The 13,499-nt window shown below is 45.2% G+C and carries 10 protein-coding genes; 3 read left to right on the top strand and 7 right to left on the bottom strand.

Features of this window, described 5'->3' with window-relative positions:
* Positions 1-4: 4 nt before the first annotated feature.
* The 3 genes from AC1RM2_RS23340 to AC1RM2_RS23330 form a co-directional block, all read right to left on the bottom strand.
* Positions 5-619 carry a Pvc16 family protein gene (locus AC1RM2_RS23340; RefSeq protein ID WP_492987542.1) on the bottom strand — a complete coding sequence of 205 codons (615 nt, stop codon included), beginning with the start codon at positions 617-619 and terminating at the stop codon, positions 5-7.
* Between the two features lie 739 nt (positions 620-1,358).
* Entirely contained in the window at positions 1,359-1,487 is a 129-nt protein-coding gene (locus AC1RM2_RS23335) for a hypothetical protein (RefSeq protein ID WP_492987541.1), read from the bottom strand.
* A 332-nt stretch (positions 1,488-1,819) separates the two neighbouring features.
* Positions 1,820-2,008 carry a helix-turn-helix domain-containing protein gene (locus AC1RM2_RS23330; protein ID WP_492987540.1) on the bottom strand — a complete coding sequence of 63 codons (189 nt, stop codon included), beginning with the start codon at positions 2,006-2,008 and terminating at the stop codon, positions 1,820-1,822.
* A 176-nt stretch (positions 2,009-2,184) separates the two neighbouring features.
* Between AC1RM2_RS23330 and AC1RM2_RS23325 the strand changes: the two genes are divergently transcribed.
* Positions 2,185-2,964 carry a helix-turn-helix transcriptional regulator gene (locus tag AC1RM2_RS23325; protein ID WP_492987539.1) on the top strand — a complete coding sequence of 260 codons (780 nt, stop codon included), beginning with the start codon at positions 2,185-2,187 and terminating at the stop codon, positions 2,962-2,964.
* A 74-nt stretch (positions 2,965-3,038) separates the two neighbouring features.
* The gene (locus AC1RM2_RS23320) at positions 3,039-4,493 is read left to right on the top strand and encodes an alpha/beta hydrolase-fold protein (RefSeq protein WP_492987538.1); all 1,455 of its coding nucleotides are present in this window, start codon (positions 3,039-3,041) and stop codon (positions 4,491-4,493) included.
* Positions 4,494-4,671: 178 nt separating this feature from the next.
* Here the strand turns inward: AC1RM2_RS23320 and AC1RM2_RS23315 are convergent, their stop codons facing one another.
* The 4 genes from AC1RM2_RS23315 to AC1RM2_RS23300 all read right to left on the bottom strand — a co-directional run bounded on the left by AC1RM2_RS23315 (position 4,672) and on the right by AC1RM2_RS23300 (position 9,303).
* A complete protein-coding gene (locus AC1RM2_RS23315) occupies positions 4,672-5,931 on the bottom strand; it encodes a S41 family peptidase (protein ID WP_492987537.1) in 1,260 nt (419 codons plus the stop codon).
* 68 nt (positions 5,932-5,999) lie between these two features.
* Entirely contained in the window at positions 6,000-6,839 is an 840-nt protein-coding gene (locus tag AC1RM2_RS23310) for a helix-turn-helix domain-containing protein (RefSeq protein ID WP_492987536.1), read from the bottom strand.
* A 337-nt stretch (positions 6,840-7,176) separates the two neighbouring features.
* Positions 7,177-7,356 (bottom strand): tetratricopeptide repeat protein, encoded by a 180-nt coding sequence (locus AC1RM2_RS23305; protein ID WP_492987534.1) that lies wholly within the window; start codon positions 7,354-7,356, stop codon positions 7,177-7,179.
* An 819-nt stretch (positions 7,357-8,175) separates the two neighbouring features.
* Positions 8,176-9,303: a serine hydrolase domain-containing protein gene (locus AC1RM2_RS23300; RefSeq protein ID WP_492987533.1), complete on the bottom strand. Its 1,128-nt coding sequence runs from the start codon at positions 9,301-9,303 to the stop codon at positions 8,176-8,178.
* A 394-nt stretch (positions 9,304-9,697) separates the two neighbouring features.
* Between AC1RM2_RS23300 and AC1RM2_RS23295 the strand changes: the two genes are divergently transcribed.
* Positions 9,698-13,492, top strand: coding sequence for an ABC transporter permease (locus tag AC1RM2_RS23295; RefSeq protein WP_492987532.1), 3,795 nt, complete (start codon positions 9,698-9,700; stop codon positions 13,490-13,492).
* Positions 13,493-13,499 lie beyond the last annotated feature (7 nt).

Genomic DNA, 13,499 nt, shown 5'->3' with positions numbered 1-13,499 from the left:
TCAATCAATTTTCAACAAAATCAAGTTCACTAACCGATGTAACCACATCATTGCCCTTGGTTTCAAACGCGGTAAGCAACTTAACCCTGTAAACCGCACTTGGCATATACTTTGAACTTAACATACCCCACAGGTTATTTTGTTGCTCAAACGTCAGGCTAACCAATTTGAAACTCAGCCTGTCTATTAGTTGCCAGGGCTTATTAACAGCATCGGTTACAGATGCGTTAAGCGAAGGGTAACCCTGACTATCAAAGACGGAATGTGATTGAAAAAAACCGATAACATCTGACAGATCACGCAATGCGGTTGGGTAGTCGGAATTATTTGCAACAAACAGCAGGAACAAATCAATTTCAACCGGAGGATTAAGCCTTAAATATTTTTTATCGGGTGTTGGTAAATAGTAGGCTTGCTTACCTTCCCTACGTTCCTCCTCAATATTCACCAGCATAACAGTAACATGCGTTGAATCTGTAATATTGATATTGCCATTAGGTAAAACAATGGGTTTTAAATCAACCACGTTGCCTGTTTTATAGCTACCGGGATCATTCTCCCGGTTAACCATGTAGGCTTCAAGTTCGCTTTGTATAAATTGAAGTGCGGTACGGATCATATAATAAGGCAGATAAAGGTTTTTTATTAGTTCAGGTACTTTTTAACATTTACACAATAGTATTTTATTACTTATTAAATAAGCATTCAATATCTATTAGTTAACAAATGTTTAATCTTTAGAATAATTGGGGCGAGATATCGGGAACGCACGAATCAGGGGCCGTGTTATTTTCCGAATAACTATGAGGGTAAAATTATCTGCTAACGTACTGTATAACAATAGGGTTTGTACGTGTTCACGAGCGTATTTTTACGCAAGCAATACGGTGGAAAACCGAAACAAATAAAAAATAGAATTAGAAATTACGAGCATTTTTAACTCAAAAGAAATAACAATCCCAAGTCATTAAATAATTATATTTATTAGATAATAGATATTCACTACAGCGTTTCGGGGAAATCCTGCCAGGTAAAATTATTTTGATTTTCGTGGAAGATTCATCGTGGTAAAGCCCCGGTTCATTAAGAAGCTTTTGAGTGTTGTATCGGCGGGGATCGAACCCGCAACAAAAGGACTTTCAGTCCTCTACTGCCGGTTTAAAAGATGTTTTAAGAGGGGCAGTACAAAATCCTGCTAAAATTACTTTATCTTGCTTACTCATTATGAAGCCTTATCTATTCCAGGAAACAGTTAGCGTCAAAAAGGTACTGCTATACCACCTGTACGTTCTTGTAATAGCTTTATCCCCGATATTGATATCAATGTTAGCCGGTTTTATAGGCTACTGTATGGGTTGTCACATCAACGAAGCAGGAACCGACGATTGCGTGAGGGCGGGAATTGCCTTCGGAAAAATATTCAATCCTATGGGATCTCTTTTCTGGCTATCTATAATTACTATACCGTTAGGGGCGATAGCAACCATCGTGTTAATTATAGTTACTGTTCATGACACCGTATATCATAACAGAAGATAATCCAGGAAGTAAAAGGCCCTTCATTTATAGCCGTCGTCTTTACATCTGATGCCTATAAGCGCGAAGGGTTTCGTAATTCATCTATTCACTTCATCTAAACAGATTATAAAACAAGTTTTCAGACTGATCCGTAAAAATGCGTTGAGATTTCTCCACAAAAAAAGCCTCTTAGAATTAACTAAGAAGCTTTTGAAAGTGTGGTGGCTACTGTACAAATCTCGAACTATTTCCTGTCTGATTTGCGTTTAATCGTCGATTTGGATTTATGAATTTCATTCTCTCAGCAATGCGTAGTTGATTGAAAATCCAATACATTTTCTATAGCTTTCAGCGTATAAGCCTTCGGTTTGGTTTCACCGCTTTCAAGGCGCTGGATCGTACGCAGGTTAACTTTGACGAGCGTCGCCAGTTCGTCTTGCGTAAGTCCCTTTGTTTTGCGTCCTTGTATAATCTTTTCGTTCAGGTCCATCTCAATGGTTTTTATGGATAAGACGGTTTACGTTTGAGGATGTTACGTTGCCCTCACTGCGTATTATAAACGCACAAATGCGTACGCTTTTGGAACACGCAATTTTATTAGAAATCATTATCTAATTTATAATCAATCAGATACATCTTTGGCACGAAGTTTACGAATGAATTCGTATGAACAAGCCGCCGTTGATTGAAGAAATCACCAGAATTACCGATAGCCTGGATATCCGGGTATCCACCCGTTTTGGTGCAGGGAGCGGCCCGGGCAAACATGAGCATGAACACCCGAATTTGGTTTTTATACTCGCTGGGGGCTGCGCGGAAAAAAGGCAACATGGAACCTACGAACGAAGGGCTGCCGACTTGGCCTATTTACACGCGGGTGAAGCGCACGAAACTATTTTTGCAGAAATTCCCACCCGCTACATCTCCGTTGATATCAAGCCGCTAGTATTCGCAGAAAATCATATGAAGGAAGAGCACCTCATCAATGCTATTCATAAATCTCCTGATGCCAAATTCCTGCTATTAAAAATGTACAGGGAAATGCTCCAGAACGACGCACACAGTAGCGACTCGATCCATATCCTGTTTTATCAGTTTGCCTGCGCTTCACAAACCACGCATAAGAAAAAGATCCCGGCCTGGATCACCATTATACAGGAGATACTCAATGACCGGTGGAACGAATCGATCACTTTGCAAGAACTATCCCAGATTGCCGGTGTCAACCCTATTACCATATCCAAACATTTCCCCGCCTATTTTGGCTGCACACTTGGAGATTACATGCGTAAACTAAAAATAGCCCATTCTTTATCCCTCATTAAGCAGTACGGCACCCCGTTAACGCAAACAGCTCATATTTGTAATTTCTCAGATCAAAGCCATTTCATCCGGAATTTCAGGAACTATACCGCTCTTTCTCCTAAACAATATCAAAAACTTTAAAAAGGCAAATACTATTCTATTTTCGGGCAGTTTCGTCCCCTACCTTTAACCATAAATATTAAAGCAAATAAGTTATGAGATATTCTATTCTGTTCTTCTTCCTGCTCCCGGCGACATTGGCTAATGCCCAGAAGTTTTACGTCAGTTATAAACCATCGGTTTATAAAGGCCCGTTTACAGGAAACGTGATCCTGTATCTTTCCGCCAAAAACGAAAATCCAAAAAACGATATCGGCTGGCCCTGTTACCGGATGAAGGTAAAAAATATCATGCCTGATCAGCAAATTGTATTTGACGACTCTGCATTATCTTATCCGACGCTTTTATCAAGACTGCCGCGTGGGAATTATTATATACAAGCGGTATGGGATTTGAATATGGATGGCCGTATCATAGGAATGAGCACCGCCAATATGTACAATGCCAGCCGGAAAGTCACCCTGAACGATCCGAAGGAAGGTTTTGCCTTGGTTTGCGACCAGGCTGTTCCTGCCCCTGTTTTTGTGGACAGCAAATTTGTAAAGGAAATTAAAGTCAGCTCCAAATTGCTGACCAAATTCAGCCATAAGCCGGAATACATCCGGGGTGCGGTGATCCTGCCCAAACAATATTATACCGAAACCAAAAGGCGTTTCCCGGTCTATTTTATGATAGCCGGTTTCACCGGCGGCTATATCCATTATTCAAAATCGGAGAGCAGTGATACGGCGGCCTCGGTTCCGCTGGATACCGTCGCCTGTATCAAGGTTTACCTCGACGGTGATTGTTCGCTTGGACATAGCACTTATGCCAACAGCGATAATAACGGCCCGGTAGGCGATGCGTTCGCTCACGAGTTTATCCCGCAGCTGGATAAACAGTACCGGACGAACAGCGCACGATTGATCCGGGGGCATAGCAGCGGCGGCTGGACAGTGGTATACCTGCTCACGCATTATCCCAGGCTTTTTGTGGCCGGCAATGCCAGCGCGCCCGACCCGGTGGATTTTCGCCGGTTTTCCTCCACCAATCTCTACCAGGATAAAAAGCTGAACCGTTATGTCGACGGCCTGACCATGGACAAGCCCGCGATACTCGACAGTGTGGTGTACGATAAACCAAATATCGGGCATAGCATTGAAGATATTTATTACCGCGGGCAGCAAAACGTTTCTTTTGACGCCGTGTTTGGCCCCAAAGGCGCTGACGGCCTGCCGGAACGTATGTTTGATCCCGAAACTCTTATCATCAACCCGGCGGTGGTTGACTATTGGAAACGTTACGACCTGACTCAGTACGTAACCAAACACTGGCCGGATTTGAAAAACGACTTGCAGGGAAAATTGCGGATTTCCGTGGGGACAGAGGATACGGAACAGTGCCCTGCCGTGCGGTTAATGGAAGAAGAAATGAAAAAGCTCGGGGCCGGTATCACGTTTGCCTATTACCCCGGCAACCATTTTAGCGTGGTAACAGGGGAATATAAGAAAGCATGGGATGACTTCCTGCTCAAAAGGTACCAGCAATGGTTGAAGGCGCGTGAAAAGTAATTTGCGTCGTTGTCCGCCCCGCCCACCACCTTTGCAATTTTACCTTAATTTATTGTTAGCTTCGTTATTGCCACCGATAATCGGGCATCAATACCCGCTTTTAGACAAAATGCAATTCTCCGGAATCTACAAAATCATTCAACGGCAAAAATATTTTCAATTAAAGCAGTAGGGCAGTCTATTTATCCTTTTGAACCATTTTAGAAGTCCCGTCCCGGTAAATGATCTGCATACTATTCACTTTTCCATTAACGGAAACAAACCTGATCCGGATATCGTCGGTCCCGGCGAAGCGGAAAATATCGTTTGAAAGAGGCGACAGAAGATAAGGTATGTCACCCTGCCGGTGATAATAAAGCAGTCCGCTATCCACATAAACCTTCCTCGGGCCGTAATTGCCAGCGTAGGTCTTCAACAAACCCGGACCGACGGTTACCGGGTTCTGGCTGGCCGCCTCGTCTTCCATCAGCCATTGATAATTGGCTTTATTTTCAGGATGGAGCTTAGCCAGGTCCTGCAATGCCTGCACGATGGCTGCCGAATAAGCCTTTGCGGGTGCTACCTTAATATCCGCGGCAATACCAGTGCCTTCCCAGTCCGGATTGGACCTGGTATGGGGCATATTGATATAAAACCGTGCTGATAATGCCGTCCGCTCGATCCCATGGGCTGCTCCACCGGTATTTTCGCCAATCAGTGTCGCCCTTTTCTGAATCTTTAACAGTTGGGAAAAACCTTCTGCCGCGGAGTAGGTGAAGCGGCTGATTAGCAGGTAAACGGGTATGGAGGGCATGCGGTTACCTGGTACGAACGGCAGCGAAAAATCATGAGATCCATCAAATAAATAGCTGGAGATTAGGTCTACACTTTGCGGGAAACCGCCGGGGTTATCGCGGATATCGATGATGAGCGCGTCCGAGTTGCTTAAAGTGTTCATCGCAGCGACGACCGTGGGCCCGGCCTTCAGCGGATCAAAAAAGCCCGTCAATTTGAGATAACCAATATTGCCGCCCAGGTTGCTTAGTTCTTTGAATCCATAATTTTCCGCACGGTGCTGTTCTGCCCGTTTACTGCGCAGCAGTAAGCTATCCGACGGGCTCACCGCGGTTTTCGAGTCTGTGACCCATGCAGGGTCGAAGAAGACCCGGAAGTGCTGGTCTTTGCTCGTGGCGAACAGTTGATCGGTCAGCGTATCGGCAAATGCCGAAGGGTCATTGATGCCGTTATAAGCGCCCGAACGTAATTTATCCGCCAGTTGAGCGGCTAACCTCCCCCCAGTTTCAGGAAATACATACCGCGTTCTCAGCAGTTGAACGGCAGAGTCGACAACTTGCTTTTTTTCGGATGGCGTTAAGGCCGTAACCTGGGTTTGCGCAGCCAGGTGCCGGCTGAAAAGTAAAAAAGAAATGAGTAGAACGTTGCGGAAATTATTATGCATAAAGATCAATGTTTTATGCCCGCAAGATAACTGCCGGTCGCTATGCAAAATTGTACAAATGTAAGCCGCTAAACGAAAGCCCAGTTGATATCACCTTTCGGAAATGCTGCTACTCTTTTATAAAAGTCTTTCGGGGTAAAACCTGTAAACGACTTGAAATCGCGGATCATATGCGACTGGTCAAAATAAGCGGCTTGGCCGGATATATGGGTCAGCGTAACAGACTCCCCGGACAGCCTGTACGCGGCCAGCGCATTCCGGAAGCGGTGCACTTTTTCAAACCGCGCGGGCGTGGTTCCGACGTAGCGTTTGAATTCGGTATGCAGCGTATGCCTGGAGATGTTGAAATGTCGCGCCAGTTCACTAAAATTCAGCCGCTGTTCTTTATCGTTTTCCAGGATATCGCCAACCAGTTTCTCCAGAAAAGGATGTTTGAAGGCTTTGAGTTTTGATGCCCAATAATCTTCTATGAAACGCACTTGCGTGTTAGACTCTGATAACGTATATAATGCTTCGACATGGTCAGGATAATCGTGAAAAGGCACAAAATCTGATTTGAGCGGTATGCTTTCGAAGTCGATCAGGCTGCTATTCAGGAAATGATGCAGGCCCAGCGGTTTGAAGCAAATGTTCCATTCGTGGACCGGCCCTTCATAGCACCACAAACGCGGCGTCCCGAAACTGGCGACAAGCAAGGTACTGGGCGGTCGACCAGGCTGGTAGTAAAATGATACCTGCCGATCAGCGACACGGCAAATCACTTCCCTGTTGATTGTTACAAATTGATGGACACCCGGAAATGCAAGATAGCGCTCGGGCGTTTCTCCTGTGTGACGTTCCAGCAGGTAAATGCCCGCAATGTATGGTTTTAAAAGGGGATTTTCAGGCACGTAGTGGGTGATTTCCATGCTGTAAATGGGTTGTTTGTTGGGCGAATCAATGGATGCGAAATGCCTGGAATAGCGTGGCATTTATTGTTGATCCAATGATAAAACTACTTATAAATTATGACAGTTTTTAGTTTCCTGTTTTATCGCTGTTATAGTCCGCGGCACATCCAATTTTCCTAATCCATTTTATCAAAACAAATTTTGTTTTAGCCTTGGAACTCTATACTTTCTTTAATTTAACCGGGGATGTGGATATAAACATACAGAGCTATACGCATTCTTTAGGTCGATTCATTTTCAATTTAATTATTTCATTTTCAACCGGCCGGGAAAGGAAGCTTGAAAATGTCCCCGGTCAATGACCTTCCAACCCTCTGACCCGGTTTTGTTCGTATTCATTATCCGGCTCCAGGGCCAGCGCTTTTTTGCAGCTTTCCAGGGCCCTGGCCTTATCGCCCGCTTTTTCATACGCGTCCGCAAGGCTGTCATAGACATTAAAAGATTTTGGGTGGAGCCCGGTGTTCAGTTTGAACACCTTTATGGCTTCATTTACCCGGCCCGCTCTTAATAAAATATAAGCATATTGATTCAGATCATATTCTGAAAAGTCATAATCGGCAGTATCTTTTTTTTGAAGAAGGCGATACGCGGAGATAGCAGCATCTATCCCGTCAGTCGCGATTTTACGGTTCAGCCAAACGATTGACGACTATTTAAAAATCATGAGCATATACCAAACGTGCGAGTATAAAAGTATTAGTTTTATAAAGTTCCTACTTTCTAAAGAAACCGTATTGAGCAACTATAAATCAGTGAGTATTAGACAATAATTTTCTCTGATAAAGTGTATTTTCTGTACTGTTGTTGTTTGAATTCATCTTCTCCTAATTTATTCTGAACCTTTTTGAAAATATTTTCAGCGGTAGCAGCCAAATTTTGTAAAAATGGTTTGAGAATTTCGCTTCATCGGTCTATTTAAGTGGTCAATGGTTCCACATTGTTCACCTTGAAAGGAAATCGAACAGATATAAATACGATTAATTCATGTTCCGGTGGATTTTTCAACAACTGCAAAAAACAATGACACTATTTGAAGAAATCTCGAATCATTATTCAGCGGCACAAATCAAAATGCAACCAACTTATTTTAAGGTCGTTATGCTTAATAAAAAAGGAGATGATTGTACTTAATCATCTCCTTAAGTGGGGCTACTGTACAAATCTCGAACTATTTCCTGTCTGATTTGCGTTTAATCGCCGATTTGGATTTATAAATTTCATTCTCACATTGCGGAGATCAAGGGGCGCTATTAGACTATTTCATTCCGGCGCAAGGTAAGTCCGGCTAATTCAATTATTTTTTGACTTTCAATATCAGGGACGCTAACATTTTGAGTTCATCTTCTGTGCCAGTCCCTGCATCATTGGTGAGTATTATAATGGCAGCCTGCTGATCTGGGTGGATTTCACAATAACTTGTGGTTCCAAAGCTCCCCCCAGCATGGTAAATCACCTTTTCACTTTCTGCTGACTTCTTTGTGAACCAGAAGAGTCTGATGCTGTCCGCACCTTCCTCAGACACATCGAATATTGGTTGATGAGCAAGTTTGATTGCGGGATTTCTTTCGTTTAAATTCAGCTGCAAGTACTTCAGCATGTCCGAAATATCAGATTTAACATAACCAGCCCCCGGGGTAAGTCTCCACCAGCCAAGCCTTGGCATGACTTCGCCTTTACTATTGTATCCTCTAACGTATCGAATCGTGTCCCGATTTTTAATTTCAAGTTTGGTATCGTTCATTTGCTGCGGCCCTGTTATGTACTTTTCTAAAAGCTCAGCATAGGTAGTATGATAAATTTTCTCCAGAATAATCCCTATAAGCTGAGCGTCGGCATTCGAATAAATAAATTTTGTTCCAGGGATCGTGTCGAGTTTAATGCCGGATAAGACATTTAAAAATTGTGTCGGGGAAAAATTGTCGTAGCGTTTCATAAGCTGATCCGGAGAAAGATCTTTGTCTAAACTGGGAGCAAACTTTGGCAGTCCTGATGTATGGGTGGCTAGATCTTCGATTTTTACGGGTATTCCTTTATAGGTCAAATTTGGAAAAGGCTTTGGCATATATTGCTGAATGTTATCCTTTAAGCTAATTCGTTTTTCCAGAATAGCGTGCGCCAACAGTATCCCGGTAAACGATTTGGTAACCGAAGCTATTTCATAAATGGTAAGATTTGTTGGCCTGATATGCTTGCCGGCCTCGGTTGTTCCGAAATTATAACTGTACTTTTTCCCATTCCTGATAAGGCCGATGGATAAACCATAATGCCCGGATGTTCTTACAAATTGCTCTCCGATTATACGGATCGCCTTGCTCATTGAATCAGGCGTCGCTAAATCGACGTTTCGAGATGACTGCTGAGCATCTGCCGAAAGGGAAACAAAACTAAAAACGAGTATTGATAATGAATTTAAAAATTTCATGTCACAGCAAAGATATAATATCTGATGCTTGTACTACAGATATAACTTACCCCAATATAAGTAATTTTATCACACAACTAATTGATAATAAATATTTTATATATAAATTTCGCGGTGAGAAATTTGCAAAAACGAGGCATAAATAACGTAAAATACAACACAATGACTTTTTTTTGTAAAATGCAGATTATCAGCTATAAATAAAAACTCGCAAAGTAAAAAGCATGACACGTTATGGCTGTTAATCAGAGGGGCGCTGGTTCTAGCCCGGTCAGGGGACTTAAACTTCGGTACTACCGAAAAGTACTGAAGAAAATTAAAAGATGTTTTAAGGAGGCTGTACCCTTCGAGACAGCCTCTTTTTGTTGATTTTATGCGCGGGTAGACTAACACTTTGACCTCCTCAACTTCTTCAGTGTTAATTGCTATTTCCTTTCTTATCAAATTCAAATCGGCGCTGCTATGCGCGCGGTATTGCCTGTCGAAACCGGACGGCCAGCTGTTCGCTTTTGTTACAATATCTTGGAAAATAAAAGTGCAATTTACTGTATGCCAATACATTTATAACTTTGGAACAGGATTTGACCTATCCTTTAAATTGAATTCATATATTTTCCATATCACATTGTATGATTTGTTCCTTGTAGGGACCATATTTATTGCGCTGACCTTTGCCCTGCTGTTATGGTTTAACCAAACCGCCAATCGTGCCGGTAACCGTGTTCTTGCCATGGCGTTAACCATTATGCTGTTAGGAATGGTGCGGGTACTCGGCATGGACATCCGGCTGGGAACCGACCTGCCCGGTTGGGACTGGTTACCGCTGCAATATTCGTTGGCCATGGGCCCGCTGATCTATTTTTATGTGCTCAAAATAACCCGGCCCGGCCATCAATTTGCCTGGAAGGACCTGCTGCATTTCAGCCCGGTCTTGATGGAAACGGCTGGCAGCCTCACCATCCGGTCGCTGAACCCGGTAATCCAGGTATTGGCATTAACCTCAATCATCATCTACCTATATCGTTCACAGCAATTGATACAGGATGCTTACCGGCGTTTGCAACCAGTCCTGATGGATCGGCCGCTTATGCAACTTCGCTGGTTACGACGCTTATTGAAAGCGGCGTCCTTTTTGTGTCTTTTGTGGCTCCTGTATGCCGCAGTCGGTTACTGGGTTTATGATGGCCGCTTAGCCCGAGCCAATTATTATCCCTTTTATATCGTTTTTGCATTAATTATGCTGCGGATCGCAGCAATAGCCTTCTTAAAACCACCAGCGGAAGTGCTGCTGCAAACAAGTCCATCAAAACCATTGCCCGTAGCGGAATCAAGGCAAAAAGGTGCATGGTTGAAGAAAGCGATGGAGGCCGGCTTTTTTTACAGGGATGCTGAACTAAGCCTGGGTGGGCTGGCTGACAGGCTGGGGATGCATACGCATGAATTATCCCGGATCATTAATAATGGGCTCAAAAAAAGCTTTAACGATTTTGTCAATGAATACCGTGTCCGGGATGTTGCGCGGAAAATGCAGGACCCGGCTTATGATCATATCACCCTGCTCGGGATTGCTTATGAAGCGGGTTTCAATTCCCAAAGCAGTTTTACCCGTATTTTCAAACAAGTAACTGGAAAAAGGCCGCTGGAATATAAAAATAACCTAAAAAAAAATTACCCATCTTATAAGTTGGGCAGTCACCGGCAATTTGCGCCGCTAATTTTGAACCATGAAACCCCACCAAAGTGGTCTCACGAAAAATTAAACGGCAATTATATGTTTCGCAATCATTTAAAAATAGCTTACCGGAATTTGGTAAAGAACAAAGCCTTTTCCGCGCTCAATATCCTGGGACTGGCGATCGGGCTGGCGGCGTGCCTGCTGATCGGTTTTTATGTCATGGATGAATGGAGCTACGACCGCTTCAATGTAGGTGCAGATCGCATCTATCGGATCAACGAAGACACCCGCTTTGCGGGCAATGCAACGGCCTATGCCCAGGCACCCGCACCGCTGGCGGCTGTATTAAAGTCAAACTTCCCTATTGTTGAAGAAAGTGTGCGGCTGAAAAGCGCCGGGACGGTGATCGTCAAAAAGGACGATCAGGAATTACGCGAAGATGGGGTCGCATTTGCAGACCCTTCCATCTTCGCCGTATTTACGCTGCCGCTGCTCGGCGGCAACCCGGCCAACGCCTTGCAAGAACCCAATTCGGCGGTCATAAGCAAAACGGCGGCGCTGAAATATTTTGGCACCACAGATGCGGTAGGCCATGTCCTGACGCTGAATCAGAAAGACCGTTATAAGGTAACTGGTGTGATGCAGGACATTCCGCAGCGTTCGCATTTCCATGTTGATTTCCTGCTGTCGATGGCTTCGCTCGCCGACAGTCGTTCGGATGTGTGGCTGAGCAATGATTATAATACCTATGTGCTGCTGCGCAAAGGCACAGATCCCAAGCTATTGTCGGCGGCACTGCCGGGACTGATGAGCCGCTACATCGGGCCTCAATTGCAAAATATGGCTCATGTCAGCTTGAGCGATTTTGAAAAGGGCGGTAATTATTTCCGCTTGAGTCTGATGCCGCTTACCGCCATCCACCTGGAGTCCAGCCGTAGCGGCGAACTTGGCCATAACGGGGACAAACAATACCTCTACCTCTTTTTCTTTATTTCACTGTTCATACTGGTCATAGCCTGTATTAACTTTATCAATCTTTCGACGGCGAAATCGGCCGGTCGCGCCAAAGAGGTTGGGGTACGCAAAGTGTTGGGTTCGGCACGCGGTTCGCTAATCGTACAGTTTCTTTCGGAATCGATGCTGCTGGTCTTTACGGCGATGGTCATTGCCATTATCCTGGTTATGGCCTGCCTGCCCTTTTTTAATGACCTGGCTGGAAAAGAAATGGAGTTGACCGGAATGAACTGGCTCTGGCTTGGTACCGCATCGCTCGTTATCACGGTTGTGGTCGGGCTGGCGGCAGGCACCTACCCGGCTCTTTTTCTCTCCGGCTTCCGGCCGATAGCGGTGCTGAAGGGAAAGCTTTCCGCAGGCTTCAAAAACAGCTGGCTGCGCAGCTCCTTGGTGGTGTTCCAGTTTTCGGTTGCTGTATTGCTGATTGTGGCCACCCTGGTAGTGTACGACCAGTTGCAATATATCCGTCACCGCGACCTGGGTTTTGACCGGAACCGGGTACTCATTATACGGAACACGAATGATCTTGGTCACGATGCCGCGATTTTTAAGCGGGAGATCGCAGCGATACCGGGGGTTAGTAGCGCAGCGCTGACCGGCTATCTGCCGACTTCCGAAGCGCGGAATAGCAGTGCCTTGTTCCAGACCCAGGACATGGACCAGAAAAAGGCCGTCCAGTCGCAGACCTGGACGGTGGATGAGGACTACCTGCCGACACTGGGTATGCGCCTGGCTGCAGGACGCAATTTCTCGACCGACTTCCGGACTGACTCTTCGGCGATGATCATCAATGAATCCGCAGCCAGGACGATGGGTACCGGGAGTGTACTGAACAAAACCTTGTATTACCCAGTGGCAGACGGAAAGCAGCTCAGGGGCTATCATATCATCGGCGTGGTCAAAGACTTTAACTTCAGTTCGCTCAAGGCGGAAATCACACCAGTGGTCCTGACCCTGGGGAATGACCGTGGTGCGCTGAGCATAAGGCTGAAAGGCAACCTCGCAGGTATCCTGGGCGCAATAAAGCAAAAATGGAACGGCCTGGCACCCGGAAGGGAATTCGATTACGCCTTTATGGACGAGGACTTTGACCGCTTGTACCGTACCGAGGAACGCACCGGAGGCGTATTCGTGGCCCTGACCGTGCTGGCAATCGTGATCGCCTGTCTCGGGTTATTCGGACTGGCGGCTTATGCGGCCGAACAACGTTATAAGGAGATCGGCATACGCAAGGTCCTCGGTGCAAATATTTTTTCCATCACCCGGATGCTATCGGTCGATTTTACCCGGCTGGTGCTGATCGCTATCTTGATCGCCGCACCGCTTGCCTGGTACCTGATGCAAAAATGGCTGAACGGGTTTGCCTACCGGGTAACGCTGCATTGGTGGCTGATCGCGCTGGCCGGAACAGGTGCCATCCTGGTTGCCTTGTTAACCGTTAGCTTTCAGTCGGTCAAGGCTGCATTAACCAATCCTGTCAAAAGCTTAAAAAGCGAATAATTAAAAC

This window comes from Mucilaginibacter sp. GW822-FHT03E02, assembly GCF_058801545.1.
Note: the sequence above shows the minus strand (reverse complement) of the source record. Positions and strands in the feature narration are given on the sequence as shown.